The sequence below is a fragment of the Dactylosporangium sp. NPDC051485 genome (assembly GCF_040682015.1).
GTDB lineage: Bacteria > Actinomycetota > Actinomycetes > Mycobacteriales > Micromonosporaceae > Dactylosporangium.
On record NZ_JBFAZW010000004.1, the window covers coordinates 20499 to 45940 of the forward strand.

The following is a 25442-nucleotide window of genomic DNA, read 5'->3' on the forward strand; positions in this document are numbered from 1 at the left end:
GCGAGCGAAGCGAGCGCGAAAATTCAACTCCACCACAAACGCGAACAGGCCCAGCCTGTGAATAGGCTGGGCCCATTGGTGGAGTTGAGGGGACTCGAACCCCTGACCCCCTCGATGCGAACGAGGTGCGCTACCAGACTGCGCCACAACCCCTGGTCACGGTTCGCTTTGCAGCGGACCGGCGCTAAGAGTAACAGGTCGGCCGGAGGGTTCGCGAATCAGATCACTGCCCCGAGGCGCGCGTGTCGTACGGGCGGCCACGCAGGGCGGACAGGCGGGCCGCCTCACGTCGGGCGCGGTCGCGTTCGGCCAACTGGCGGGCCAGGGCCTCGCGGCGGGCGGCGGCGCGGCGCAGCTGCTCGCGGCGGACCTGGGCCTGGCGGCGGGCGATCCATGCGGCGTAGCGGGCCTCGTCGCGGCGGCGTCGGCGGTCGGCCAGGGCGCGGGTGCGCAGGTGGGCCAGGTAGGTGACCAGTAGGACGCCGGTGACCGCGAAGCCCACCCAGAAGCCCGGGCTCACCAGCGTGATCCCGCACACCTCCACCAGGTTGAGCAGCACCAGGGCGAGCAGGACCCGGCGGCGGCGGTACACCGCGCGCGGGGCGCGGCGGCGGGGCGGGCGGCGGCGGGCCGCGGGGGGTACCGGGGTCAGGTTGCGCCGGGGCGGGGGCAACGGGCCCGACGCCGACGAGACGCGCGTGACCAGCAGGCGCGGCGGGTTGACCGGGCGGCGGCCGGGCACGGTGCGGCGGCGCCGGTCCACGCGGGACAGCACCCGCGCGGTCGACAATGCCCGCTCCGCCACCAGCCGCTCTGTTGCGTCGTATCGGCGCACCAGTGCGGGCGCCAGGGCGAGGAGCCCAGCAGCGGCGAGGACGGCGAGGAGCACCGAGGTCGGCACCCTCACGCCTCCTTGTTCAGCCCCCGCGCCGGTCCCCCCGGGCGCGGAAGATTCATTGAAGTCTGTGAAAGTTACACAGTGGTAACTCCGACTCATGACCATACGTGGCGGCGGGGCTTCTACCACGTCAACACGCAGGGCGACACGCCCGTTCGAGCTAACCGGGCGTAAACGAAAAGTCGGGAGAAACTCCCCAAACGGTCAGGCGTTGGCCTTCGACTTGTGCCAGCGCTCGAGCAGGCCGCCCTCGGTGGCCAGGTCCTCGGTCGTCATCGCGTAGCCGAGGTGGTCGCGCCAGTCGCCGTCGATGTGGAGGTACCGGTGGTGGTACGCCTCCTGGCGGAAGCCCAGCTTCTCGACGACCCGGCGGCTGGCCAGGTTGTCGGGGCGGATGTTCACCTCGATGCGGTGCAGCCCGCCGGCCCGGAACGCGTGGTCGACGACCAGGGCCAGGGCGGTGGGGATGATGCCCTTGCCGGCCTGGCGGGAGTCGACCCAGTAGCCGGCGTACGCCGAACAGAAGGCCCGCCGCACGATGTTGCCCAGCGTGAGCTGGCCCACGAGCTGGTCCTCGTAGCAGACCGCGAACGGCATCGCGGTGCCCTGCCGGGCGGCCCGGCGCAGGTCGGCGTGCACGGCCCGGAAGGCGGCCACGGAGTTGAGATCGTGCCAGGTGCCGTAGGGGGTCGGCTCCCACTTGCCCAGCCACTGCTCGTTGGCCCGGCGCACCTCGGACCAGGTGCGCGCGTCGGAGCGCCGATACGGGCGCAGCGTGACCGGACCGTCGGAGAGGACTGCGGGCCATCCGGGCTGACTCATCGCCGCCTATCCAAGAGTATGACGTCCACGGTGGAGCCGGCAGCCGCGCTGATCACCTTCTCGCCCAGCACCATGAGGCCGTTGGCGTCGGCCAGGCCGGAGAGGGTGTACGGGCCACCGGCGAGTGGAGCGACAGTGTACCCGCCGCCGCGGCGCTCCGTGATGTACGCGGGCCGGAACTCGCGCATCCCGGACGGGGAGTTGACGGTTTCCAGCAGGTGGGCGCGCACGCTCGGGCGGAAGACCGGGTCGGCGCCGGCGAGGAGCTGGATGACCGGGCGGGCGAGGACCTCGAAGCCGATGAGCGCGGCGCCGGGGTCGCCGGGCAGGCAGACGATCGGCACGCCGTTGGGGCCGCCGACGTTGCCGTAGCCGAGGGAGGAGCACGGGTACACCGACAGGTCGGAGAAGACGACCGTGCGCGAGAGGATGCGCCGCACCATGTCGCCCGGCCCGTGGCCGGTGCCGCCGGTGGTGATGATGAGGTCGGCCCGCAGCAGCTGGTCGTCGAGCAGGCCGCGCAGGCCCTCGGGGTCGTCGTCGCAGATGCCGACCCGGTAGGCGTGGGCGCCGGCCTCGGCCGCGGCGGCCGTGAGGGCGTGCGAGTTGGCGTCGACCACCTGGCCCGGCTGGCTGGCCCGGCCCACGTCGACGAGCTCGTCGCCGGTGGCGATGACCACGACCCGCGGGCTGGGACGGACCACGACGTGGCCGATGCCGCTGGCCGCGAGGACCGACACCAGCGGCGGGGTGACGTAGGCGCCGGCCCGGGCCAGGATCGCGCCGGCCGGCAGCTCGTCGCCGGCCCGGCGCACGCCGTGCCCGCGCTTGGTCGGGTGGTAGACCTCGACCGCGGCCATCCCCTGGTCGGTGAGGCCGGGCGGCACCACTACGTCGGCGGAGACCGGCATGAGCGCGCCGGCGGCGACCGAGAAGCAGGTGCCGGGGGTGAGGCGGACCGGCCGCCAGCTGGAGGCGACCAGGTCGCCGACGACGCTCAGCCGGACCGGCCGGCCCGGCTGGGCGTCGCTGACGTCGTCGAAGCGCGCGGCGTAGCCGTCGATGGCGGCGTGGTCGAACGCGGGCACGGGGCCCGGTCCGACCACGTCCTCGGCCAGCACGTTGCCGTGCGCGGCGGTGATCTCCAGGTCCAGCGGGGGCAACGGGCGCAGCCCTCGGAGCACGCCGGCGAGGTAGTCGGCGAGGGGGACGCGCGCGTTCGACCCGACGCCGGCGTCGCGCGCCGCGTCGTGGTGGGAGCCCGTCGCTGGAACCGCTGTCACCCGAGCAGATCCTTCTCCACGAATTGGGTCAGCCACTGGCTGAACGCCTTCCCGAGGTCGTCGCGCTTCACGGCGAGCTGGACGACCGTCTGCAGATACCCCAGCGGCATGCCGGTGTCGTACCGCGTGCCGCGGTAGACGATGCCGTGCACCGGCGTGCCCTCCGCCAGCAGCAGCGCCATGGCGTCGGTGAGCTGGATCTCCCCGCCGGCACCCGGGCCGATGCGGCGGATCGCGTCGAAGATCTCCGGGGGCAGGATGTAGCGGCCGACGATGGCCAGGTTGCTGGGGGCTTCCTCCGGCCGGGGCTTCTCGACCAGCGCGGTGACCTTCATCGCCTCGCCGGCCTCGACGGTGAACTCGGAGGGCTCGACGGCGGCGATGCCGTAGCGGTTGGTCTCCTCCGGCTCGACCTCGATGAACGCGAGCACGATGCCACCCGTGCGCGCCTGCAGGTCGAGCATCGCCGGCAGCAGCGGCTCGCTCTCGTCGACGAACTCGTCGCCCAGCAGCACCGCGAAGGGTTCGTTGCCGACGTGCGACTCGCCGTACGACACCGCGTGCCCGAGGCCGAGGGGCTCACCCTGCCGGCACGTGTAAATCTCGGCGAGCTCGGCCGGGCGCTTGATCGCCTCCAGGCGCTTGGTGTCGCCCTTCTCGGCGAGGCGGGCCTCCAGGTCGGGGCGGCGGTCGAAGTGATCGACCATCGAGGTCTTGCCGCGGCCGGTCACCAGGAGGATGTCCCGGATGCCGGAGGCGGCGGCCTCCTCGACGATGTACTGCAGGACCGGCCGGTCGACCACCGGCAGCAGTTCCTTCGGGACGGCTTTGGTCGCAGGGAGGAAGCGGGTGGCTAGCCCCGCCGCCGGGATCACGGCTTTGACAGCCCGCTGGCGCGGTGCGGACTGGTGAGGAGTCGTGTCAGGCATGTAGAAAGGCTAGCCGCCGCGGCTCTGTCGCGGTGGTTGCGCCGCCTTCGCCGCGCCGGGCGTCACCTCGGCGCTCGCCTTCGCGCTGGTCACGCTGCCCGCCAGGCGATATGTGTCGCGACCTCCGGCCTTGGCTGCGTAAAGGGCATCGTCGGCGGCCTCCAGCACCGCCGCCCCGGTCGCGCCGTGCACCGGAAATACCGCGATACCGATCGATACGGTGACCGGGATCCGGCGCGGCGGCTGGCCGGCGGTGGAAGAGATCACCAGGACCGGGCTGCGCCGCACGGCCGTGCCCAGCCGCTCGGCGAGCACCGCCGCGCCGCCCGCGTCGGTCTCCGGCAGCAGCACCACGAACTCCTCGCCGCCCTGCCGGAACGCGAAGTCGACCTCGCGGATCTCGGCCCGCAGCCGGCGGGCGAACTCGGCCAGCACCGCGTCGCCGGCGGCGTGCCCGTGGGTGTCGTTGACCTCCTTGAAGTGGTCCAGGTCCAGCGCCAGCACGGCCAGCGCGCGGCCGAAGCGGCTGGCCCGCTCGACCTCCCGGCGCAGCGACTCGCGCAGGTAGCGGTAGTTGGACAGGCCGGTGAGCGGGTCGGTGAGGGAGAGCCGCTGGGCCTCCTCGTGCACCCGCACGTTGTCGACCGCGACCGCGGCCTGGCCGGCGAAGGTACGCAGGGTGACGAGGTCGGCGTCGTCGAACTCGTCGAAGCCGTGCCGGTCGTAGAGGGCGAGCACCCCGCGGGCGGCCGGCGGGCGGTCCGACTGCGGCTCCAGCCCGGTGGTCGGGCCGGCCGCCGGGGCCGCGATCGGCACGGCCACGTAGGTCACGCAGCGCGGCTCCTGCGGCGAGAGCGCCGGCCCGTCGCGGTCGACCCGGCCCCGCACCGGCTCGCCGGACGCGGCGACCGTGCCGAGCAGCCCCTCCCCCGGGGAGAGCCGCAGCTCGGTCACGTCGATCCCGGCGAGACCCTCGCCGACCTGGCCCCGCAGGTCCGCGCCAGCCTGGTCCATCATGAGCACGACGCCGGCCTGCGCGCCGGTCGCGGCGGTCGCGGTCTGCAGGATCACCTGCAGGATGCGGTCGAGGTCGTGGGTGCCGGCCAGGGTGTCGCCGAGCACGCCGAGCTGGCCGCGCAGCTGGTCGCGGCTTGCCGTGAGGGCCTGGACGTACCCCTGCATCTCCCGCGTCATGCGGTTGAACGTCTGCCCGAGCCGTCCGACCTCGTCCTGGCTGCGCACGGGCACCCGGGCCCCCAGGTCGCCGCCGGCCACCCGCTCGACCGCCTGGGCGAGCTCGGTCAGCGGCTGGGTGGTCGAGCGGGCCAGCCACCAGGCGACGATGATCGCGACCAGGCCGGCGCAGACCACCACGGCCACGAGCACCGCGTAGAGCCCCTGCATGTCCGGCTCCGGCACGCTGACGGCGAGGGTGAGCGGCTGGCCGGGCTGGGGGTCGAGGCGGCGGACCAGCAGCCCGGCCTCGGTCGTGCCGGTCGTGCCCGGCACCAGGCCCCGGGCCAGGTCCACGACCTTGGTGTCGTCCGCGGTGAGCTGGGGGCCGGCGAGCGCGCTGACCCGCACCCCGCTGGCCGCGCCCAGCCACTGCAGCAGGGCGGCGTCGACCGGCTCGACGGCGGACGCCCGGCCGACCCGCCGGCCCTGGGCGTCGAGCACGTCGACCGAGGCGGCGATGGCGGCGAAGGCGGAGCCGGTCGGGGCGGCGCAGTCGGCCCACGGCCGGGCCGGCAGGTCGCCGGCGACCGCGACGGGGGTACCGTCGGCCCCGGCGACCTCGATCGCGCGGGCCAGGCCCCGGCCGACGGCCGCCTGGGCCGCGTCGGGGCGCTCGCGCAGCGGCGCCGCGGCCTCGGCCGCGAGGCGCAGCCGCTGGCAGGTGACGCCGAGAGCGGCGCGCAGGTTGTCGGCGCCGGCGGTGAGCCGCTCGCCGGCCCGCTGGTCGCTCACGGCGGCGACGGCGACCCCGACGAACACCGCGCCCAGCAGCACCGGACCGAGCACGACGGCGAGGAAGGCGGCGGTGAGCCGCGCACGCAGCGTCACGTCCGTCCTCCCGTACATCGGTTGATGCGATGCTGTCACAGAACAGGAGGAATTCGAGTGGTGCTGCCCGGGGTGTCCCCGAAATCCGAGCTCAGAGCGCACATCCGGTCCGTCCGGCGGGCGCTTGCCGAACACGTGCGGGGCAACGCCGACCGTTCCCTGGCTGTCGCGGCTATCGATCTGGTACGGCAATCAGCCGCCGAAACCGTGGCCGCCTACGTCCCGCGCCGGTTCGAGCCGGGCGGCGATCTGCTCATACCCGCCCTGGCCGCGGCCGCCCAGCGCCTTCTGCTGCCCGTCCTGCTGGACGACAACGACCTGGACTGGGCCGCCTACGACGGCCGCCTGGCCCCCGGCCGGCTCGGCCTGCTGGAGCCGGTCGGCCCGCGCCTGGGCCCGGGCGCGGTCGCCGAGGCCGGGCTGGTCCTGCTGCCCGCGCTCGCCGCCGCGCCGGACGGCACCCGGCTGGGCCAGGGCGGGGGCTCCTACGACCGGGTCCTGCGCCGGGTCGAGGCGCCCACGGTCGTTCTGCTTCACCCGGGGGAGTTTCTGGCCGATGTCCCCTCGGAGCCGCACGACCAGCGCGTCTGCGGTGCCGTGGAGGGTGCCCGTGAGGGTTATGACACCGCGCACGTCCACTGGACGAAGGGGTGCCCGATGCCGCAACATTGGCACTCGAAGTATCGGAGTGCCAATGATGGAGGCTGAGCGTTGCCTACCTACCAGTACGCCTGCACGGAGTGCGGCCACCAGCTGGAAGCTGTGCAGTCGTTCACCGACGAGTCGCTGACCGTGTGCCCGGAGTGCCAGGGCCGGCTGCGCAAGCAGTTCTCGGCGGTGGGCGTGGTGTTCAAGGGCTCCGGCTTCTACCGCACCGACTCGCGCTCGTCGTCCTCGACGTCGGCCTCCGGCTCGTCCTCGTCCACCAAGACGGAGACCAAGACCGAGACGAAGTCCGAGAGCACGACCAGCACCACGACCAAGTCCGACTCCAAGCCGGCCGCCAGCTCCACGCCGGCCGCCTGACCGGCACGCAACAAGCGCCCGGGCCCTCGAGGAGAGGGCGCCGGGCGCTTTTGTGCGAAAAGGACTCAGTCCCAGTGCGGCGGGCGGTCCGACAGCAGGCGGTCGTCGTTGGTCGACGCGCGCTCGCCCCAGCCCGAGTCGGTGTCGTCGGTCGTGTGGTCCGGGAGCACGACCAGTTCGTCGGCGAAGTCCTCGAAGGACACTTCACGCTGTTCATCGGTGGGAGCCCACCCGTTGGTACCTGCCACGGCAGCGAGACTACCCCTGGCAGTTTGCGGGAAAGTGGCCGAATGACGACAGTCGCCTTTGCGGGAGACGGGTCACACTCGGCGGCATGACACAACCAACGCCGGACCCGGCCCTCGACCTCCCCCTCGGCGAGGCGCCCGCGGACGACCAGGAGACCCAGCGCCTGGACGCGCCCGACCTCGACTCGACCCGACCCATGTCTTTGGCGGAACTGCGCGAGCTCAACCTCAGGCTCGGCTAGCCCGTTCCTCCCCTTCCCGGCCCGGGCGTACCACCCGGGCCGGGCAAGGAAACGGTGGGTAATGTCGTTGGCGTGAGCGACGACGCGTACTGGCGACGCCCGGCCGAGGGCGCCGAGGCGGCCCCTCCTCCGCCCGCCGCCCCGCCGAGCGTCCCGTACACGGGTGCCCCGCGCAGCACTCCGCCCCCGCACGGCTGGCGGCCGCCCGTGGTGGAGAACCCGGCGCCGCCGCGCAAGCTGCCCGCCCAGGACGTCGAGCGGGTCGAGCGCGAGGAGCAGGCCGCGACGATCCTCACCAAGGGCATGGGGATCTTCGCGGGCGCCGTGATGCTGGTCCTGCTGCTGATCCTCTGCGGCCGGGCCCTCTTCTGACCAGCCCTCTTCCGGCCGGGTTCTAGAAGCCCGACCAGACCATGTGGGCGCCGCTGTCGCCGGTCTTGTAGACGTAGTACGCCGCGGCGATCGCCAGCACGACCGACAGGCCGGACGCGACCCAGTGCGCCGGCGCCGGGGCCTTGATCCGGGAGCTGCCGCCGGCCGCCGCCGGGATCATGAACGCCATCACCAGGGCCACCACGGCCAGACCGACGATCACCCAGAACAGGGTGTCGGCGTAGTCCTCGTGCTCGGCGATCAGCGCCCTCACCTGCGGCGCCTGGAACGCCCGGTTGCCGCTGAACGACTCGCCGGACTCCTTCGCGAAGAACACCGAACCCGGGGCGGTCAGCGCGAACGCGACGAGCGGCCAGCGGATGTGCCTCCGGCTGGCCGGCCACACCGCATACAGCACCGCGGTCAGGGCCAGCAGCGGCACCAGTACGACGGCCGCATGGATGAACAGCGGGTGGGCCGGAATACCCAGGACACGATCGAACACGGGGCCTCCTCCTCCAGATGCGATCCTCCCCCGCCGGGGCGTACCCGCGGTGAAGATCCAAGGTTCAAGAGCCCGGAAACATTTGAACGGTTCCAGTTGGCTTGCTCCGAACCTCGTGGTGTTATGGAAACTGTGTCGGGTGAGGATCTGCTGCGCGCCCGGGGTCTGCGGGTGACGCGGCCCCGGCTGGCCGTGCTGGAGGTCCTCGAGAGCTCCCACGGCCACCTCGATGTCGACCAGATCGCGGCCCGGGTGCGCCAGCGCCTGGACACGGTCTCCACCCAGGCGGTGTATGACGTGCTCGGCGCGCTGTCCAGGGCCGGGCTGGCCCGCCGGATCGAGCCGGCCGGCAGCCCGGCGCGGTTCGAGTCCCGGGTCGGCGACAACCACCACCACGTGGTGTGCCGGGGCTGCGGGGAGATCGCCGACGTCGACTGCGCGGTCGGCGACGCACCCTGCCTGACCCCGTCGCAGGCCCACGGCTTCGTGCTCGACGAGGCCGAGGTCACCTTCTGGGGCCTGTGCCCCGCCTGCCAGCAGAAGCGCGACGAAGAAACCCCGTGAGCGAGCCCGACCCCGGGCTCTTCGGGCCCGACTCGATCACCTGGCGGGTGCACCGCGAGCCGATCATCTCCGTCGGCGGGCTGCGCAGCCTGTACCTCCAGGCGCTGCACCCCCGCGCGGTGGCCGGCGTCGAGCAGAACAGCCGCTACCGCCAGGACCCGTGGGGCCGCCTAGCCCGCACCTCGACCTACGTGACCACGGTGATCTACGGCACCACGGAGGAGGCCGAGCGGGCCGGCCGACGGGTCCGGGCGATCCACTCCCGGATGACCGCGGTCGACCGGCGCACCGGCGAGCGCTTCCGGGTCGACGAGCCCGAGCTGCTGCGCTGGGTGCACATCACCGAGGTGGAGTCGTTCCTGACCGCGGCCCGGCGGGGCGGCCTGCGGCTCACCGCGGCCGAGGCCGACGCCTACTACGCCGAGCAGACCCGCACGGCCGCGCTCGTCGGGCTCGACCCGGCCACCGTGCCCGACTCGGTGGCGGCGGTCGAGGACTACTACGCCGAGATGCTCCCGTCGCTGGAGCTCACCGTCGACTCGGCGGCCACCGGGCTGTTCCTGACGGTGCCGCCGCTGCCGTACGGGCTCGGCCTGACCCCGGTCCGCGGGTTCTCCCTCGGCGTGTCGGCGCTAGCCATCGGTCTGCTGCCGGCCTGGGCCCGGCGGCTCTACGGGCTGCCGCCGCTGCCCGGCGCCGACGGCCTGACCTCGATGAACACCCTGTTCCTGGGCCGCCTGCTGCGCTCGGTGCCGATCGAGTGGATCCAGTCCCCGGCCCGCAAGCGCGCCATGGAGCGGCTCGGCCTGCGCAACTGATCCACGGTCGCCCGCGTTCAACCGGGCGTGACCCGGTGGTTGCCCGCGCTCGTCGTCGTCGCGGTGGTCGCCTGGGCCGCCGGGACCGACATTTCGGATATTGCGCGATACGCCGCTTATATCGCTTTCTACGTCGTCCTTCCGGGAACCCTCGTCTACCGGGCACTGCGCCGCGATCCGCACAGCCTGGTGGAAGACCTGGCCTTCGGCGCCGCGACCGGGCTCGTCGCCGAGACGCTGCTGCGGCCCGTGCTCCTGATCTGGCCGGTCGTGGCGGTCGTGCTGCTCCGCCGCCACCTGAAGCCGCCGCAGTACCCGCACCGGCCGACGAGGGGCTGGTCGTGGGCGGTGGCGGCCGTCGCGGCGGGGTTCGTCGGGTACCTCGCCAAGGCCTTCATCCGGGCCAACCCGCCGGTGCCGGTCGACGGGCCGCACGAGTACATGATCGACCAGCTCAACCTGCTGGCCGTCGCCGCCGACCTCGAGCACCACTTCCCGCTCGCGGTGCCCGGCCTCGGCGCCGAACCGCTCCCCTACCACTGGTTCGCCTACGCGCACCTGGCCTCCGCCGCCCGCCTGAGCGGCGTCGACCTGCCGGTGCTCTGGTTCCGGCTGGACCTCCCGGCCCTGGCCGTGCTCGCGGTCGTGCTGCTGGCCGTGGCCGCCTGGCGGGTCACCGGCCGCGCCTGGGCGGGCCCTGTCGCCGCGGCGCTCACCTACACCGTCGGCGAGGCGCTCCTGCCGGGCCGGGCGCCCGCGTTCTTCGGCTCGATCACGGCGTACTACTCCTGGTCGAGCCGCTCCGTGCTGTACGCCTCCGCCTTGTCCATGCCCTTGATCGCGGTGCTGGCCCAGATCCTGCGGCGCGGGCACATGCGCCGGACCTGGCTCCTGCTGGCCGTGCTGGCCGTGGGCGTGGCCGGGGCCAAGTCGACGGTGCTGCCGGTCGCGCTGGCCGGCCTGCTGTGTGCGGGCCCCCGCCGCGCGTGGCGCCCGGCCGCCGTGCTCCTCGGCGTGTTCGCGCTGGCCGTCGCGCTGCTCTACGGCACCGGAGGCGGTGGCCTGGCCTGGTCCCCGTTCGGCATCATGGCCGACTTCGCGCAGGGCCGCCCCGCGGTGATCGTCGCGGGCCTCGGCGCCTACGGGTTCGCGATGGGCGCCAGGCTGGCCGGCGCCGTCTTCCCGCCGCGCGCCTGGGGCCCGGTGGAGCGGATGCTGGCCGGCGCCGCGCTGGCCGGGTTCGCCGGCGCCGTGCTGCTCTGGCACAACGCCTGGGGCCAGCACTTCTTCGCCATCGCCGGGTGGCCCTTCGGCGCGATCCTGTCCGCCGACGGGCTGGCCCGAGTCCTGTCCCGGCGGGCCCTGCGCGTGGGCCTGCCGGCGGCCGCCGCGCTCTCGGTGTTCGCTTCCTTCGCAGCGGTACCGCACGTGCGCCGCCCCTGGGACGCGGTGTTCCCGGTGTACCTGTTCGCCGCGCTGGTCCTCGCCGTCGCGCTGGCATTGCTGGCCACGCGCCGGCGGGCCGCCGCCCTGACCGCGGTGCTGTTCGCGGGCGGCGCCGGGCTGCCGTACGACGCCGCGCACCACGCCAACCTCGGCTCGGCGTACCACGTGCGGGTCACCCCCGACCAGGCGGCCGGCGCACGGTGGCTGCGCGCGCACAGCTCGCCGGATGAGTACGTGGCCACCAACGTGCACCGGATCGGCTCCGGCGCGCAGGCCGGGCAGAGCCTGACGTACTGGATCGCGGCCTTCTCGGAGCGCCGGGTGCTGCTCGGCAGCTGGGGCTACTCCCCCGAGTCGACCCGCGAGCGGACCGCCCGGCGCCGGATCGGGCCGGCGCCGGACTACTGGGACCCGGCCCGGCTGGCCGCCAACGACCTGGCCGTCTACGAGCCGACGGCGCAGCGCCTGCGGTGGCTGTGGGACCAGCGGGTCCGCTGGATCCTGGTGGACCGGGCGCAGGGGCGCGAGTCCCCGCGCCTGGCCGACCAGGCCACCTGCGCCTGGTCAGCCGGCGACATCGTGATCTACCGGCTGCGGGGTGTGCCCGAGTAGCTCCTGCGCTACTTCGCGCACGTTGCGCGGGCCGGGTGGTCCGGATCACCTTGCGGGCGACGTGTTGGCGCCCGCGTAGCTCCTGCGCTACTTCGCGTACTTTGCGCGGGCCGGGTGGTCCGGATCACCTTGCGGTCGACGTGTTGGCGCCCGCGTAGCTCCTCCGCTACTTCGCGTACTTTGCGCGGGCCGGGTGGTTCGGCGGGAGCGCGCATGCGGCCGTGCCGCCCGGCATACGGTGCCTGTTCTTGGCGACCCACCGGTACACCGGCCAGGCCATCGCGGTGATCGGGCGCAGGCCCAGGACGGCCCCGGCGGCGCGCCACGGCCATCCGGCGATGCGCAACATGTCGGCGATCGCGGCCGGGCCGCCGGTGCTGCGGCCGGGCGCCACGTAGTACACGGCGGAGCTCACCTGCTCCTCGGTGAGCCCCAGCGCGCCGAGGTCGGTGAACTGCCACGCCACGACCTGCGCGGCGGGCCGGATGCGCCGCTCGATGAAACGGGCGCATGATGAACAGAAGGCACAGTCACCGTCGAACACGAAGGTCGGGCGTTCCACGCTTCCCATCATCCCGCACGGCCGGGGAGTGGGAATGCCGGTAAGGGGTATGCGGTTATGACGGTGCATACCTGATGCGACGCCATGAGGATCGGAGCTGAAAGCATGGCAACCGTAGAGCTGACCGCGGAGAACTTCGCTGAGAAGATCGGCGGTGAGGGCATCACCCTCGTCGACTTCTGGGCGTCCTGGTGCGGCCCGTGCCGGATGTTCGCGCCGGTCTACGAGCGGGTGTCCGAGGACAACCCCGACATCGTGTTCGGCAAGGTCGACACCGAGGCGGAGCAGGCGCTGGCGGCGGAGTTCAACATCCGCTCGATCCCGACGCTGATGATCGTGCGGGACGGCGTGGCGCTGTACTCCGAGCCCGGCGCGCTGCCCCAGCAGGCCCTGGAGTCCTTGATCCAGCAGGCCCGCGAACTCGACATGACCGAGATCAAGGCCAAGGTCGCCGAGGCGCAGGCGGCCCAGGGTGAAGTCAACGCGTAACCCGGTGTAGTCCCCCGCCGCGTTTCCTTGAAATCCGTTCGTACGCATGTTCGAATGAACCCGTGCGTTGGGACAACCTCAAGGCGACTGGCGGTCCTGGCACCGGCGACACCGGGCAGCCGCGAGTCCTGCCACTCGCGCTGCCCGGGGCCGTCGTGCGAACCTTCGACACCCCGGAATTCCGCGGCGTCACCTTCTACGAGGTGCATGCCAAGTCGATGATCAACCGGGTCCCGGGCACGTCCCGGGTGCCCTTCCAGTGGACGCTGAACCCCTATCGCGGCTGCTCGCACGCCTGCGTCTACTGCCTGACCGGCGACACCGCGATCCTGCTGGCCGATGGCACCACCCGCCCGCTGGCCGACCTGCGGGTGGGCGACGAGATCGTCGGCACCGTGCGCGACGGGCGCCTGCGCCGCTATACGACGACCCGGGTCCTCGCGCACTGGTCGACGGTCAAGCCGGCCTTCCGGGTCACCCTCGCCGACGGCACCACGCTGGTCGCCTCGGGCGAGCACCGCTTCCTCACCGACCGCGGCTGGAAGCACGTGACCGGCACCCGGCACGGGCGCGGCCGCCGCCCTCACCTCACCACCGCCAACCGCCTTGCCGGTTTCGGCGCCCTGCCGGCCCCGCCGCCCTCGGACTCACCTTCGTATCGCCGCGGCTACCTGTGCGGCTTCATCAACGGCGACGGCCACGCGGCGCCCGTGTCGTCCGCGCGGGCCGTGCTGTATGCGCAGAGCCTCGGGGGCCTGCACGCGCTGGCCGCCGAGGGCCGGGAGTTCTCCGGGGCGAGCGTCCGCGACGCCAGCGCCGTGCTCGACTGGCCCCACGATCCCCCGCGGGCCTGGCGGCTGGGCTTCGTCGCCGGCCTCTACGACGCCACCGGCTCCGTCGCGGCCGGCCTGCCCCGCTTCGACGTCATCGACAAGGTCGTCGTCGACTGGCTGGTCGAGTGCCTGGCGTTCTGCGGGTTCGCGGCCGAGCTCGAGCACGCCTACGGCGACCTGACCGGCGTGCGGGTCCTGGGCGGCCCTCGCGAGCGCGTCCGCTTCGCCCTGGCCTTCGGCGCCACCCACCCCCCGTTCGCCGTGACCGGCGACCTGGTCCGCGGCGACGACGCCCTGCGCGTGGAGTCGGTCGAGCCGCTGGGCGTCGACCTGCCGATGTTCGACATCACCACCGGCACCGGCGACTTCATCGCCAACGGCGTGGTCAGCCACAACTGCTTCGCCCGCCGCACCCACACCTACCTCGACCTCGACGCCGGCCACGACTTCGACTCCCAGATCGTCGTCAAGGTCAACGCGGGCGAGGTCCTGCGCCGCGAGCTCTCCGCCCGCTCGTGGCCCGGCGCCCACCTGGCCATGGGCAGCAACGTCGACTGCTACCAGCGCGCCGAGGGCCGCTACCGCCTGATGCGCGACATCCTGGCCGCCCTGCGCGATCACGCCAACCCGTTCTCGATCCTCACCAAGGGCACCCTGATCGCCCGCGACCTGGACCTCCTGCGCGAGGCCGCCTCGGTCACGACGGTGGGCCTGTCCATGTCGGTCGGCTTCGTGGACGAGTTGCTGTGGCGCTCGGTCGAGCCCGGCACCCCGAGCCCGCTGCGCCGCCTGGACACCATCCGCCGCCTGGCCGACGCCGGCTTCGAGGTGGGCGTCCTGATGGCCCCCATCCTCCCGGGCCTGACCGACACGGAGGAGTCCATCGACGCCACCGTCGCCGCACTGGCCGCCGCCGGCGCGACGAGCATCGTCCCGTTGGTGCTGCACCTGCGCCACGGCGCCCGCCAGTGGTACCGCGCGTGGCTGACCCGCGAGCACCCGGCCCTGGTGCAGCGCTACCGGGATCTCTACGCCACGGGGTCCTACGCTCCACAGCCCTACCAGCGCGAGGTGACGGCGCGGGTCCGGCTGGCCGCCCGGCGCCACGGCATAGCCACGGGCGGCACCGGCACAACTCGAATCCCGGACGCTGTGGAGCCCCCGGCCGAGCCCGAGCAACTGACGCTGCTGTGACCGGGGTGCGGCTGGAGGCCTAGGCGGGGAGGCCATCGGCGCGCCGCGACCGGGAGCGACTGGAGGCCGGCGCGGCGAGGCCCGCTCACCCTGGCGGCTGCCGCTCGCTATGACCGGGTGCGGCTGGAGGCCGTCGGCGCGCTGCGACCGGGTCGCGCGTGCGGCTGGAGGCCGGCTGGCGGGAAGGCCGTCGGCTTGCTGTGACCGGGTGCGGCTGGAGGCCGGCTGGGCGAGGAGGCCGTTGGCGCACCGAGTCCCGCTCACCCGGGCAGCTGACGCCGTTGTGATCAGGGTGCGGTTGGAGGCCGGTCGGGTGAGAAGGCCGAACCAGCCCACCCGACCGGCGCTCGTCGGCGCCGGGTCCCGCTCAGCGGTGCAGGGCGCGCGCCAGTTCCTGGGCGATCCCGTTGACGAAGCGGCGCTCCGCCAGCGGGATCTCCACGCCGCCGAGCCGGATGCGCCCGGCTTCCCAGGCGGTCCGGCCGACGCTGGCCGCGATGTCCATCAGCCACTCGCCGTAGGCGAGGGCGACGTCCGGGCCGAGGCGCTCGACCAGCAGCCGCACGGCGTAGCCGCAGTCGGCGAGCACGGCGGCCGGTCGGGCACTCGTGGCGTCGATGTCGTTGTCGGTCAGCTGCTCGGCGAAGATGGCCGCCACCACCCCGCGCACGAGCAACGCCCGGGACCGCTGCCCCGCGGCGATGGCCTCGACCCCGGCGACGGCGTCCACGCGGTCATCCCCGGCGCAGGCCGCGACGAGCACGCTGCGGGGCAACCTGACGAGCAGATCCCACTCCGGCCGCCGCAGCGGCAGGTCCACCCCTACGGCCGGACGGCCGGACGGGCCGGATGCGGGTTGGCTCGGCATGGCAACCTCCCACCGCCGAGCGTATGCCGAAATTTCGGCTTATCACGGGCTTTCGGCGCTCTTTCCCGACCCGCCCGGCCCGGACTCGCCCGCGACGAACGGCGACGAACGGCCCGGCCGAACCTCGCCCCGGTCAGCCGCGCCGCGCTAACCACAGCAGGCCCCGGCGAACCCGCCCGCTGCCTGAACGGCCCAGCCGAACCTCAACCCGGCCAGCCGCGGCGAACCCCGGCGAACTAGGGTGTTTGCCCAAAATCCCGGGTGTTTCGAGCCAAAGCTCCATTTCGGACTTATACCCCGGCGGGGTATAAGTCCGATAAGTCGTGGCGCGGAGTGCCCGACTTATCGCTTCGCGGCGATCGGCCGGGCGGGTCAGGCGCCCGTCTGGGCGAGTCAGGCGCCCGTCTGGACCATGCAGCCCCAGCCGTCGTAGATGCCGTCGTGGCCCTCCACGATGCCGCGCACCTTCCAGGTCACCTCGTGCAGGGCCGGCGGCTCGACCGAGTCCCGGCGGATGGCCTGCAGCACGAAGTCTCCCTCGTCCCCGCGCTCCACCGTGACCGCGAAGCCGTCCTCGCGCAGCTCCTGGGCCGACGCCTCAGCCCGGTCCGGGTCCGGGAAGTAGGCGAGGAACTCCACCGCCCGCGGCAGGCTCAGCCGGTCGCCGTGCGCCTCGAGCTCCTGGACCACCTGGTTGTCGTCCATGATGTTGCGCTGCCAGGCGTCGGGCGTGAGCTCCTCGCGCACCCGGGTCCAGCCCGGGTCCGAGATCACCGCCACGGTCGGGGCCAGGCCGTCGACCTGCGGGAGCGGGGGCGGGGTGACCCCGGCCGGCAGGTACCCGGTGATCCGCCCGGCGCGGTCGGACAGCCTGCGGCCGACGAGGGCCCCGCCGGCGGAGCGGAGCACCTGCCGTACCGCGGCATCCAGAGCATGGATGGAGGACAGTTCGCCGTCGGCCGGCATGCCGCTGGCGCCGTCCCCGGCGTAGGCGAACTCGACGTCGTACCGCTGGGGGAACCTCGCCACCGGGGCCGCCTCGACGGCGCCGAGGTCGATGTTGTACATCGCGAGCTGGCCGCCGACCTCGCCCGGGTACACCGCCCAGCGCTCGACCCAAGCCTGTTCCCGCCCCAGCAGCCTGCGGAGCCAACCCACGCCGTCCTCCTTGACGCGTTGCCTAGACTCTCACGATTTCGGCGTCGGGAAGCTCGGCGCCTCCGGGCCGGCGTACGACTTCTTCGGCACCATCACCCGGCGCTTGAATACGCACACGAGGGTGCCGTCCTGCTTGTAGCCCTTGGTCTCCACGGTCACGACGCCGCGGTCGTCCTTCGACTCCGACTCGCGCTTGTCCAGCACGACCGTCTCGCCGTAGATGGTGTCGCCGTGGAAGGTCGGGGCGGTGTGGCGCAGCGACTCGACCTCCAGGTTGGCGATGGCCTTGCCCGACACGTCGGGCACGGACATGCCGAGCAGGATCGAGTAGATGTAGTTGCCGACCACCACATTGCGCCCGAACTGCGTCGACGTCTCCGCGTAGTGCGCGTCGAGGTGCAGCGGGTGATGGTTCATGGTGAGCAGGCAGAACAGGTGGTCGTCGGACTCGGTGACCGTCTTGCCTGGCCAGTGGCGGTAGACCGCCCCGATCTCGAACTCCTCGAAGTACCGGCCGAACTGCATCGTCGCCCCCTCCGTCGGGTTTCTGGGCAGCATGCCGGGCCGGATCGGGGGCTCGTAAGAGGGATGCGGGTAACTGTGACAAAACGCAGCAAGCGGCGGGGCTCTCCGGCGCCCGCCGCCCACGCTTCGTGGTGAGTATCTTGGTACCGCTACCCGCTTCGTCGCAACGCTCCGTATAGAGATGCGCGTCACAATATTGAGATATTGAGCGTAACCACTACACAGTGTGACGGGAGTCTCACTACGGAGAGTGAGATAGTTGCCGTACGGTAAAGTCTGGCGCCGATGGAACGGTTGACCGCTCGGGGGCGCGTGCCGCGGGTCGCGGCGACGCTGGTCGTGGCCGCTTTGACGCTGGCCGGCACCTTCTTCGCCGACGACTCAGTGTTCCCGTTCGCGCCGTTCCGGATGTTCTCCACTGCCGACAACCCGAACGAGCCGGTCCTGGTCCTGCGCACCGACGGCATCGACACCACGGGCCGCCGCCTGGAGCTCGACGAGCGCAACGCCGGCGTGCGGCGGGCCGAGATCGAGGCCCAGATCGAGCGCTTCAAGGCCGACCCGTCCCTGCTGCGCTCGGTCCGGGAGGCATACGCCCAGCGCAACCCGGGCAAGCCACCGCTCGTGGAGGTCGACATCGTCGAGGTCCAGCACCACCTGCGCCACGCCCAGCCGACGGGCGAGATCACCGAGGTCGTGCTGGCGAGGTACCGCCCGTGAGCTGGCTGTTCGCCCCCGTCCCGAAGGCGCGCATCGCCGCCTTCCGGACCCTGCTGTACCTCTTCGTCCCGCTGGACCTGATCTTCTTCAGCGCCTGGATCAAGAGCCACGGCAGCCTGCCGGGCGACCTGTACCAACCGCTGGTCATCGGCCGCCTGCTGCACCTGCCGACCCCGACCCACCTGCTGGTCAACTCGATCTACTACGCCCTCATCCCGCTCTCGCTGCTGGCCGCCACGGGAAGGGCCCACCGCCTGCTCGGCTGGACGGTGTTCGCCCTCTACTTCGAGTGGATGATCATCGCGATGAGCTACGGGAAGATCGACCACGATCGGTACGCCATCCTGGTCGCCCTGGCCGTGCTGCCCACCGCCGGCAAGGCCCGCCACGGCGACCAGACCCCGTCGGAGGCGGGCGGCTTCGCGCTGCGGGCCACGCAGGTCGCCGTCATCGCGACGTACTTCCTGGCCTCCATCGCCAAGCTGCGCTACGGCGGCCTGGCCTGGCTGACCGGCGCCACCCTGACGCGGTCCTTCATCCGCCGCGGCACGGTGCTGGCCCAGTGGCTGCTAAAGATCCCGTACTTCACCACGGTCTCGCAGTTCGGCATCGTGGCTTTCGAGATCCTCAGCCCGGTCGTCTTCTTCGTGAAGCCCAAGTGGCGCTATGCCATCGTGGCCGGCTTCTACGTCTTCCACCTGCTGACGTTCAGCCTCATCACGATCTCCTTCATCCCGCACCAGATCGCCATGACGGCGTTCCTGCCCCTGGAGAAGGTGACCCCGATCCGCTGGCTGCGCCGCAACCGGACGGCCCCGGCCAAGCTCGAGCCAGCCGCGGCGGAGGTCTGACGGTGGAATCGCTGGAATCGCTGGAAATTGAACCCGAGATCGAGGTCGAGGTCGGGGTCGGCCCGTGGGAGGGCCCCTGGCCGACCGGGGAGCACTACGACCCGCACCTCCTCGCCGAGGGCGACCGTCGCAACGTCGTGGACCGGTACCGCTACTGGCGGCTCGAGGCGATCGTGGCCGACCTCGACACCCGCCGGCACCCGTTCCACGTGGCGGTGGAGAACTGGCGGCACGACCTGAACATCGGCACGGTCGTGCGGACCGCCAACGCGTTCCTGGCCGCCGAGGTGCACATCGTCGGGCGGCGGCGCTGGAACCGGCGGGGAGCCATGGTCACGGACCGCTACCAGCACATTCGCCATCACCCCGACGTCGAGGCCTTCCTGGACTGGACCCGGCGGCACGACCTGCCGCTGATCGGCATCGACAACCTGCCCGGCGCGCGGCCGCTGGAGCACGCCGCGCTGCCCGAGCGGTGTGCGTTCCTCTTCGGCCAGGAGGGCCCTGGCCTGTCAGAACCCGCCCGGCTGGCCTGTGCCGCGGTGTACTCGATCGCCCAGTTCGGCTCGACCCGCTCGATCAACGCCGGGGTGGCCAGCGGCATCGCCATGCATGCTTGGATTCGCCAGTACGGGGCCACAAACCCCTGACCGGCCTTACCGTGGGTATATGGGCGTCGCAGTCAGCTGTCCCCGCTGTGGTGGTCCGGTGCGACCGCCGGACCTCATGCACTCCGAGTGGCGCTGCGACACCGACGGCGGGGTCCTGCCGTTGCACGTCGCGCAGCACATCGGGGCCGAGATCGTCGAGGCGGCCAGAGCCCGGCTCGTGAGCGCCGCGCAACGGGCGGGCCAGCACCGGCCGACGCCGCTGTGGTGCCCATGGCCGCTGCCCAGCGGCTGGACGGTCACCGGCGTCGGGTGGGTCGGCGACGAGCGCTCGGGCGTGCGGGCCACCGTGCTCGCCTGCAGCGGACCGGGGCCGGTCGAGCACGGGCCGGCCGACTGCGTGATCGTCGCCGAGGAGCCCGGGGTCGGGCTCGGCACCCGCTTCGCCGGCATCCCGGGCACCGACCCGGGGCCGTTCTTCGACGGCGACCTCGCCACCACCACCGCGCACGCCAAGGTCCGGACCGCGGGCTGGCCGACCCCGCTGTGGATGGCGAAGACTCCCGAGGACCGGTGCGCCTACATCGGCGAGGCAGCCGGCATGTGGCTTTACGTGGTGACCTGGCCCGCGGCCGCCGGATATCTCCTCGAAGAAGGGCTCGATCTGCACGATCTGTCCGATGACGTGCCAACCCATCTCGTGTACGGCGCGCCGTCGCCCTATCTTCACGGCAAGGCGTAGACACTCGCGACTAGGATCAAGGTCCGAGTCGATGCTCGGCGCGGCACAGCTGCACCCAGCGCCGCGCAGCTGATACGCTGAGTTGGCCGGGACGTTGGTGCGCAACGTCGCGGGGAGGGGATTGACGGCAATGGTCAAAAAGGTCCTCACCTGGGGAAGCATTGCCTTCCTCATTTTCTTCGTGGCATATCGGCCACAGTCGGCCGCCCAGGTGTTCAAGTCCCTTGGCGGCGGCATCATGGACATCGCCACCGGATTCGGCGACTTCTTCTCCAGCCTGGTTGCGTAACGTCCCATGACCACCGGCGCCGAGCCCCCCGAGGACGACCCGAATCTCCGCCGTAACCAGGACCGGGACACGGAGCCAATCCCCCGCGCCCGGCCGGAGTCACGTCACGAGCCGCTCTCGGGCGCCTACCCGCCGCCCGGCGACCCGGATGACTTCAGCGACCCGGCCGACTACGCCGGGCCGTCCGACTACGCCATCCCGGCGTCGAGCTCGTCGGCCAGCTACACCACGGATGGTGACGACTTCACCTCCGATGCGTACGCCGACCCGCTCACCGACGGCTCGCATGCGCGCGGCAGCACCGGCCGGCAGTACAGCGACGCCCCGCCGACGTTCTCGCAGGACGAGTTCGCCCGGCTGCAGGGCGGTGACGCCAGCCCCGCCCTGCAACCGGGCAGCCGCGTGGCGCCCCTGGAGGACGAGGCCAGCCGGCACGCGGCCCGCTATCTCTTCCCCACCGAGAAGTTCCGGGGCGAGTGGAAGCGGCACTGGGTTCAGCTGGCGAAAGAGGGCCTGATCGCGATCTTCGCGACGATCGCGATGGGCTATATCGCGGGCTGGCTGACCAAGCACAATCAGACCCAGTTGCGCACCGCGGTGCTGGTCATCTGGGCCGTCGTGATCCTGTGGTGCGCGTGGCGGGTCGCCGATTGGTGGTACGACCGCTTCATTCTCACCAATAAGCGGGTCATGGTCGTGTCGGGCATCTTCACCCGCAATGTGGCGATGATGCCGCTGGCGCGGGTCACCGACATGAAATACGTGCAGTCATTGACGGGTCGCACGTTTGGATACGGGCATTTCGAGCTCGAGTCGGCGGGCCAGGACCAGGCCCTTCGCAATATCCGCAACCTGCCCAACCCGAACGAGCTCTATCTGCGCATCGTCGAGGAGATGTACGAGCCGGAGGCCGTCGAGGCGCGTCTCGGCCGTGCGACCGGCGCCGATGACGACGGCACCTGAGAGTTAGCTGGGAAATCCGGCCCGGGTGCAACCCCCGGGGCCCCTCATGGCGTCTTCGTACGTGGGCGGAGGGGGAGGGGGCGGCGTGCCGGACGACGCAGCAGGGTTCCGCGAGGAAGACTTCCGGGAGTTCGTCGCGCTGCGCTCCAAGGCGCTACTGCGCACCGCCTACCTCCTGGCCGGCGACTGGGCGACCGCCGAGGACCTGCTCCAGATCGCGCTGACCAAGACCTTCCTGGCCTGGAAGCGGCTCGGGCACATCGAGGCCGTCGAGCCCTACGCCCGCCGCGTGCTCGTCAACACGTCCACCAGCTGGTGGCGGCGCCGCTGGCACGGCGAGCGCCCCACCGAGGTGCTGCCCGAGGGGCCGGCCGCCGACCAGCTGGAGGAGAGCCTCGAGCGCGACGCCATGTGGCGGCACGTGCGCACGCTGCCCAACCGCCAGCGGGCCGTGCTCGTCCTGCGGTACTACGAGGACCAGTCCGAGGCCGAGACCGCCCGGCTGCTCGGCGTGTCCGTCGGCACCGTCAAGAGCCAGACCTCGCGCGCCCTGTCCACCCTGCGGGAGCGGCTGGCGGCCGAGGGCGTCCGGCCGCCGACCCCTCCCAAGACTCCCGCGGCAACACGGAAAAAAGCCCCTGACCCGCCCCCAGCGGAGCCGGAACAACCTTTTGACGAGGCTGAGGCGCTTCTACCCACGGAGACCATCACGCACGCCATGGTCGAAGAGCCGGTGGAAGTCTGACTGGGGACGTGACGAACATGCTGGAAGACGAGCTCCGCGCGACGTTCGCGGCCAAGGCGGGCAGCCCCCCGCCGGGGTCGGTGTCGGCGCTGCACGGGGCCGCCGACGCCGCCATCGCCGGGGCCTTGCGGGTCCGCCGGCGGCGGCGCGCCGCGGTCACCGGACTGTCCGGGTTCGTCGCCGTCGCCGCCGTCTCCGTGGCCGTGCTACACACCCTGACCGCGGGCGGCCCGGCCGGGCCACCGCAGGCGGGCGGCTCGATCGGGCGGCCGCAGACCGAGCAGCGCCCGTCGGCCGGGACGACAAACTTCTCGTCGCCCACGCAGGCGGCGATGCACGAGGTCGAGGCGATCGGCCCGAGCGCCCAGGCGGCCACCCGGGTCCGGCTGCAGCTGCCGGCGGCCAGCACCGTCACCGCCGCCTACCAGGCCAGGGACGGCTACCTGGTGGTCAACACCCAGCCGGACGGGGACAAGCAGCTGCTCCTGCAGGACGACACGGACCAGCAGCAGGTGCTGGTCGACAACGCCAACGACATCGCCGTGGCCAAGGACGGCAACACCGTCGCCTGGGCCGAGCAGGGCAAAATGTACGTCGGCAGCCGCGCCGGGGGCGACGGCAAGCGGGACGACACCAAGAAGATCACCAAGAAGACCACCGCGGACGTCCCCCAGGACACCCAGCCGGTCGCCTTCGTCGGCACCAACCTGGTCATGAGCAACGGCGACAAGGGCTTCGACGTCTGGCAGACCGAGCGGAGGTACGACCCGACCTGGGACAACACCGTGGTGCGGGTCTTCGGCGGCACGGCCGACAACTCCGGCGTCTACGCCGAGTTGACCCCGGTCGACCCCGACACCCCGATGTGCCTGGCCCTACTGAAGTTCGGGCAGCCGTTCACGATTCAGAAACAGGTCTGCGGGCTGCCGGTGGCGGCCAAGGTGGGCGGCCGGATCTCCCCGGACGGCCGCTGGCTGGCCTATCCCGTCGCGGGGCTCAAGCAGGTGGCCATGCTGGACCTGGCCGCGGTGTTCACCGCGGCCGGGGCCAAGCCCAAGCTGTGGACCCTCACGGTCACCACGAAGACCGTCTGGCTCAACGCCACCACCTTCGTCGTGGACAACGGCAAGAAGTTCCTGAAGCTCAACCCGGCCGCCGGGGGCGCCGACCCCGTGCCGCTGGACCAGGACCCGGGTCAGGAGACGGAGACCGCCCAGGTCGTCCTGATCGAGCCTCTCGAAGGCCCGTAGCGCTCTATAGGCTGAAGGCGTGCAGATCGATCTCCACGCCCACTCCACCGCCAGCGACGGCACCTCGACCCCCGTCGAGCTGGTCGCCGAGGCGGCCGCGGCCGGGCTCGACGTCGTCGCGCTGACCGACCACGACACCACCGCGGGCTGGTCGGCAGCGGCCGAGGCCAGGCCGGACGGGCTCGCCCTGGTGCCGGGGGCCGAGCTGTCCTGCCGGTGGCGCGGGGGCCCGTGGCCGATCTCGCTCCATCTGCTGGCCTACCTGTTCGACCCGAGCGACCCCACGCTGGCCGGCGAGCTGGCGAGGGTCCGCATGGCCCGGGAGACCCGCGCCGAGCGCATGGTCGAGCTGATGCACGCCGACGGCATCGACGTGACCTGGGAAGAGATACTGCAGGACGCGGCCGGCGGCACCGTCGGCCGCCCGCACCTCGCCAAGGCCCTGATCCGCCGGGGGCTGGTCACGACGGTCACCGAGGCGTTCGAGCCGCAGTGGCTGGGCACGCGGTACCGGGTGCCCAAGGAGGATCTCGACGTCTTCGCCGCGCTGCGCCTGGTGCTCGACGCCGGCGGCGTACCCGTCTTCGCCCACCCGCGGGCCAGCGTCCGCGGCCCCGTCGTGCCGGACTCGCTCATCATCGAGATGGCCGGCGCCGGGCTCTTCGGCCTGGAGGCCGACCACACCGACCACAACCCCGAGGAGCGGGCCCAGATCCGGGCGCTGGCCGGCGAGCTGGGCCTCGTGGTCACCGGCAGCAGCGACTACCACGGCACCAACAAGACGGTCCGGCTCGGCGCCCGGACCACCGCGCCGGAGGTGCTGGAGCGGATCACGGCGGCCGGCCACGGAAGCAACGTGCTCGGGTGAGCACCGAGTACAGCGGGGCCGGCGACCCGCGCCGCAGCATCGAACTGCTGTGGGGGCGGGTGTCGACCCCCGCGGCCCGTCGGGGACCGCGGCCGAAGTTCACGGTGCCCGGCATCGTGGCGGTGGCGGTCGCGCTGGCCGACACCGAGGGGCTGGCCGCGGTGTCCATGCGGCGGGTCGCCGAACAGCTCGGGGTGACCGCCATGTCGCTGTACACGTATGTGCCGAGCAAGGCCGAGCTGATCGACGTCATGGTCGACGCGGTCGCCGGAGAGGCCGTCCAGGACGCCTACACCGGGCCGGGGTGGCGGGAGCGGCTGGCCGAGGTGGCCCGCGACAACTGGGAGCTCTACCGCCGCCATCCCTGGCTGCTGCAGGTGGCCACGAGCCGTCCGGTGCTCGGGCCGAACACGATCGCGAAGTACGACTTCGAGCTGCGCGCCTTCGAGAACACCGGGGTCGGGGACCTGGAGCGCGACCAGTTGCTGAGCCTCGTGCTCGACTACGTCACCGGGGCCGCGCGCGCGGCCGTGCTGGCCGACCAGGCCGAGCAGCGCACCGGGCGCAGCGACGCGGAGTGGTGGGCCGCCTATGCGCCGCTGCTGAGCGAGGTCCTCGACCCGGCCAGGTTCCCGACGGCGGCCCGGATCGGGCAGGCGGCCGGGGAGGAGTTCGGGGCGGGCGACCCGACGCGGGCCTTCGCCTTCGGGCTGCAGCGGGTCCTGGACGGCATCGCCCTGTTCGTGGACCGCCCCGGCTCGCCCGCATCCGGCTGACGCACGACATGCCGGGCGCCGGCGCGCCGGACCGGAGCCACCAGAAAAGAACCGGGCGGGGGGGGGGGGGGGGGGGGGGGGGGGCGCGGGCGGGGGGGGCGGGGGGGGCGGGGCGGCGGGTGGGCGGGCGGGGCGGGGGTGCGGCGGCGGGTGGCGGGGGGGCGGGCGGGGT

Annotated in this window: 30 protein-coding genes and 1 tRNA gene; 19 read left to right on the plus strand and 12 right to left on the minus strand. The window is 72.5% G+C overall.

All coding sequences use genetic code 11. The annotated features are described in order from the left end of the window. Positions 1–76: 76 nt before the first annotated feature. From AB0M46_RS02890 to AB0M46_RS02915, 6 genes are all read right to left on the minus strand, one after another. Positions 77–153, minus strand: a tRNA-Ala gene (locus tag AB0M46_RS02890). A gap of 70 nt (positions 154–223) precedes the next feature. After that, positions 224–907, minus strand: coding sequence for a hypothetical protein (locus AB0M46_RS02895; protein ID WP_363332534.1), 684 nt, complete (start codon positions 905–907; stop codon positions 224–226). 195 nt (positions 908–1102) lie between these two features. Next, entirely contained in the window at positions 1103–1720 is a 618-nt protein-coding gene (locus AB0M46_RS02900) for a GNAT family protein (RefSeq protein WP_363332535.1), read from the minus strand. Then, positions 1717–3003, minus strand: a complete 1287-nt coding sequence (gene glp / locus AB0M46_RS02905) for a gephyrin-like molybdotransferase Glp (protein WP_363332536.1) — start codon at positions 3001–3003, stop codon at positions 1717–1719. The genes AB0M46_RS02900 and glp overlap by 4 nt, the downstream gene beginning before the upstream one ends. Then, a complete protein-coding gene (locus AB0M46_RS02910; RefSeq protein WP_363332537.1) occupies positions 3000–3932 on the minus strand; it encodes a UTP--glucose-1-phosphate uridylyltransferase in 933 nt (310 codons plus the stop codon). Before AB0M46_RS02910 ends, glp begins: the two co-directional genes overlap by 4 nt. Before the next feature lie 9 nt (positions 3933–3941). After that, the gene (locus AB0M46_RS02915; RefSeq protein ID WP_363332538.1) at positions 3942–6014 is read right to left on the minus strand and encodes a diguanylate cyclase; all 2073 of its coding nucleotides are present in this window, start codon (positions 6012–6014) and stop codon (positions 3942–3944) included. Positions 6015–6020: 6 nt separating this feature from the next. On the opposite strand from AB0M46_RS02915, the gene AB0M46_RS02920 reads away from it, so the two are divergent. Both AB0M46_RS02920 and AB0M46_RS02925 read left to right on the plus strand, forming a co-directional pair. Continuing rightward, positions 6021–6704: a 5-formyltetrahydrofolate cyclo-ligase gene (locus AB0M46_RS02920; RefSeq protein ID WP_363332539.1), complete on the plus strand. Its 684-nt coding sequence runs from the start codon at positions 6021–6023 to the stop codon at positions 6702–6704. Positions 6705–6707: 3 nt separating this feature from the next. Then, complete coding sequence (locus AB0M46_RS02925) at positions 6708–7022, plus strand: FmdB family zinc ribbon protein (RefSeq protein WP_363332541.1); 315 nt, start codon at positions 6708–6710, stop codon at positions 7020–7022. Between the two features lie 65 nt (positions 7023–7087). Here the strand turns inward: AB0M46_RS02925 and AB0M46_RS02930 are convergent, their stop codons facing one another. Beyond that, entirely contained in the window at positions 7088–7270 is a 183-nt protein-coding gene (locus AB0M46_RS02930) for a hypothetical protein (protein ID WP_344617915.1), read from the minus strand. Positions 7271–7356: 86 nt separating this feature from the next. Here AB0M46_RS02930 and AB0M46_RS02935 point away from each other — a divergent pair, with 86 nt between their 5' ends. Beyond that, positions 7357–7512 carry a hypothetical protein gene (locus tag AB0M46_RS02935; RefSeq protein WP_363332542.1) on the plus strand — a complete coding sequence of 52 codons (156 nt, stop codon included), beginning with the start codon at positions 7357–7359 and terminating at the stop codon, positions 7510–7512. Between the two features lie 72 nt (positions 7513–7584). Beyond that, positions 7585–7884 carry a translation initiation factor 2 gene (locus AB0M46_RS02940; RefSeq protein WP_344617852.1) on the plus strand — a complete coding sequence of 100 codons (300 nt, stop codon included), beginning with the start codon at positions 7585–7587 and terminating at the stop codon, positions 7882–7884. A gap of 22 nt (positions 7885–7906) precedes the next feature. Here the strand turns inward: AB0M46_RS02940 and AB0M46_RS02945 are convergent, their stop codons facing one another. Continuing rightward, positions 7907–8389 (minus strand): DUF2231 domain-containing protein, encoded by a 483-nt coding sequence (locus AB0M46_RS02945; protein ID WP_363332543.1) that lies wholly within the window; start codon positions 8387–8389, stop codon positions 7907–7909. 132 nt (positions 8390–8521) lie between these two features. Here AB0M46_RS02945 and AB0M46_RS02950 point away from each other — a divergent pair, with 132 nt between their 5' ends. The 3 genes from AB0M46_RS02950 to AB0M46_RS02960 are packed head-to-tail and all read left to right on the plus strand — an operon-like array spanning position 8522 to position 11829. Continuing rightward, a complete protein-coding gene (locus AB0M46_RS02950; RefSeq protein WP_363332544.1) occupies positions 8522–8953 on the plus strand; it encodes a Fur family transcriptional regulator in 432 nt (143 codons plus the stop codon). After that, positions 8950–9771: an oxygenase MpaB family protein gene (locus tag AB0M46_RS02955; RefSeq protein WP_363332546.1), complete on the plus strand. Its 822-nt coding sequence runs from the start codon at positions 8950–8952 to the stop codon at positions 9769–9771. The genes AB0M46_RS02950 and AB0M46_RS02955 overlap by 4 nt, the downstream gene beginning before the upstream one ends. A 27-nt stretch (positions 9772–9798) precedes the next feature. Continuing rightward, positions 9799–11829: a hypothetical protein gene (locus AB0M46_RS02960; RefSeq protein WP_363332547.1), complete on the plus strand. Its 2031-nt coding sequence runs from the start codon at positions 9799–9801 to the stop codon at positions 11827–11829. Between the two features lie 166 nt (positions 11830–11995). On the opposite strand, the gene AB0M46_RS02965 is transcribed toward AB0M46_RS02960, so the two are convergent. Next, positions 11996–12400, minus strand: coding sequence for a DUF393 domain-containing protein (locus AB0M46_RS02965; protein ID WP_363332548.1), 405 nt, complete (start codon positions 12398–12400; stop codon positions 11996–11998). A 96-nt stretch (positions 12401–12496) separates the two neighbouring features. On the opposite strand from AB0M46_RS02965, the gene trxA reads away from it, so the two are divergent. Continuing rightward, entirely contained in the window at positions 12497–12880 is a 384-nt protein-coding gene (gene trxA, locus AB0M46_RS02970; RefSeq protein WP_363332550.1) for a thioredoxin, read from the plus strand. 62 nt (positions 12881–12942) lie between these two features. Further along, positions 12943–14907, plus strand: coding sequence for an intein-containing Rv2578c family radical SAM protein (locus AB0M46_RS02975; protein WP_363332551.1), 1965 nt, complete (start codon positions 12943–12945; stop codon positions 14905–14907). 367 nt (positions 14908–15274) lie between these two features. Here AB0M46_RS02975 and AB0M46_RS02980 read toward each other — a convergent pair whose 3' ends face one another. From AB0M46_RS02980 to AB0M46_RS02990, 3 genes are all read right to left on the minus strand, one after another. Further along, positions 15275–15775 carry a hypothetical protein gene (locus AB0M46_RS02980; RefSeq protein ID WP_363332552.1) on the minus strand — a complete coding sequence of 167 codons (501 nt, stop codon included), beginning with the start codon at positions 15773–15775 and terminating at the stop codon, positions 15275–15277. Between the two features lie 393 nt (positions 15776–16168). Further along, the gene (locus AB0M46_RS02985; RefSeq protein ID WP_363332553.1) at positions 16169–16933 is read right to left on the minus strand and encodes a DUF695 domain-containing protein; all 765 of its coding nucleotides are present in this window, start codon (positions 16931–16933) and stop codon (positions 16169–16171) included. A gap of 30 nt (positions 16934–16963) precedes the next feature. Then, entirely contained in the window at positions 16964–17458 is a 495-nt protein-coding gene (locus tag AB0M46_RS02990) for a MaoC family dehydratase (RefSeq protein ID WP_363332554.1), read from the minus strand. Between the two features lie 285 nt (positions 17459–17743). Between AB0M46_RS02990 and AB0M46_RS02995 the strand changes: the two genes are divergently transcribed. The 10 genes from AB0M46_RS02995 (at position 17744) to AB0M46_RS03040 (ending at position 25270) form a co-directional block, all read left to right on the plus strand. Beyond that, positions 17744–18178: a hypothetical protein gene (locus AB0M46_RS02995; RefSeq protein WP_363332555.1), complete on the plus strand. Its 435-nt coding sequence runs from the start codon at positions 17744–17746 to the stop codon at positions 18176–18178. Further along, complete coding sequence (locus tag AB0M46_RS03000; protein WP_363332556.1) at positions 18175–19029, plus strand: MFS transporter permease; 855 nt, start codon at positions 18175–18177, stop codon at positions 19027–19029. Before AB0M46_RS02995 ends, AB0M46_RS03000 begins: the two co-directional genes overlap by 4 nt. Positions 19030–19055: 26 nt before the next feature. After that, complete coding sequence (locus tag AB0M46_RS03005; protein WP_363332705.1) at positions 19056–19679, plus strand: RNA methyltransferase; 624 nt, start codon at positions 19056–19058, stop codon at positions 19677–19679. A 19-nt stretch (positions 19680–19698) separates the two neighbouring features. Then, positions 19699–20379 carry a DUF6758 family protein gene (locus tag AB0M46_RS03010; protein WP_363332557.1) on the plus strand — a complete coding sequence of 227 codons (681 nt, stop codon included), beginning with the start codon at positions 19699–19701 and terminating at the stop codon, positions 20377–20379. Between the two features lie 94 nt (positions 20380–20473). Then, positions 20474–20668: a hypothetical protein gene (locus AB0M46_RS03015; RefSeq protein ID WP_363332717.1), complete on the plus strand. Its 195-nt coding sequence runs from the start codon at positions 20474–20476 to the stop codon at positions 20666–20668. A 6-nt stretch (positions 20669–20674) separates the two neighbouring features. Continuing rightward, on the plus strand, positions 20675–21631 hold the full coding sequence (locus AB0M46_RS03020; protein WP_363332558.1) for a PH domain-containing protein: 957 nt from the start codon (positions 20675–20677) through the stop codon (positions 21629–21631). A gap of 85 nt (positions 21632–21716) precedes the next feature. Further along, entirely contained in the window at positions 21717–22376 is a 660-nt protein-coding gene (locus AB0M46_RS03025) for a SigE family RNA polymerase sigma factor (RefSeq protein WP_363332559.1), read from the plus strand. 8 nt (positions 22377–22384) lie between these two features. Further along, positions 22385–23626 (plus strand): hypothetical protein, encoded by a 1242-nt coding sequence (locus AB0M46_RS03030; RefSeq protein ID WP_363332561.1) that lies wholly within the window; start codon positions 22385–22387, stop codon positions 23624–23626. Positions 23627–23645: 19 nt separating this feature from the next. After that, a complete protein-coding gene (locus AB0M46_RS03035) occupies positions 23646–24494 on the plus strand; it encodes a PHP domain-containing protein (protein WP_363332562.1) in 849 nt (282 codons plus the stop codon). Then, on the plus strand, positions 24491–25270 hold the full coding sequence (locus tag AB0M46_RS03040; protein WP_363332563.1) for a TetR/AcrR family transcriptional regulator: 780 nt from the start codon (positions 24491–24493) through the stop codon (positions 25268–25270). The genes AB0M46_RS03035 and AB0M46_RS03040 overlap by 4 nt, the downstream gene beginning before the upstream one ends. Positions 25271–25442: the final 172 nt, after the last annotated feature.

Bases quoted from the DNA above. Each gene is read 5' to 3' on its own strand.
- AB0M46_RS02920 (WP_363332539.1), top strand. From the start codon at position 6,021: ATGCGATGCTGTCACAGAACAGGAGGAATTCGAGTGGTGCTGCCCGGG.
- AB0M46_RS02990 (WP_363332554.1), bottom strand. From the start codon at position 17,458: ATGCAGTTCGGCCGGTACTTCGAGGAGTTCGAGATCGGGGCGGTCTAC.
- AB0M46_RS02965 (WP_363332548.1), bottom strand. From the start codon at position 12,400: ATGGGAAGCGTGGAACGCCCGACCTTCGTGTTCGACGGTGACTGTGCC.
- AB0M46_RS02980 (WP_363332552.1), bottom strand. From the start codon at position 15,775: ATGCCGAGCCAACCCGCATCCGGCCCGTCCGGCCGTCCGGCCGTAGGG.
- AB0M46_RS02910 (WP_363332537.1), bottom strand. From the start codon at position 3,932: ATGCCTGACACGACTCCTCACCAGTCCGCACCGCGCCAGCGGGCTGTC.
- AB0M46_RS02935 (WP_363332542.1), top strand. From the start codon at position 7,357: ATGACACAACCAACGCCGGACCCGGCCCTCGACCTCCCCCTCGGCGAG.
- AB0M46_RS03010 (WP_363332557.1), top strand. From the start codon at position 19,699: ATGGGCGTCGCAGTCAGCTGTCCCCGCTGTGGTGGTCCGGTGCGACCG.
- AB0M46_RS02915 (WP_363332538.1), bottom strand. From the start codon at position 6,014: ATGTACGGGAGGACGGACGTGACGCTGCGTGCGCGGCTCACCGCCGCC.
- AB0M46_RS02900 (WP_363332535.1), bottom strand. From the start codon at position 1,720: ATGAGTCAGCCCGGATGGCCCGCAGTCCTCTCCGACGGTCCGGTCACG.
- AB0M46_RS02995 (WP_363332555.1), top strand. From the start codon at position 17,744: ATGGAACGGTTGACCGCTCGGGGGCGCGTGCCGCGGGTCGCGGCGACG.
- AB0M46_RS03020 (WP_363332558.1), top strand. From the start codon at position 20,675: ATGACCACCGGCGCCGAGCCCCCCGAGGACGACCCGAATCTCCGCCGT.
- trxA (WP_363332550.1), top strand. From the start codon at position 12,497: ATGGCAACCGTAGAGCTGACCGCGGAGAACTTCGCTGAGAAGATCGGC.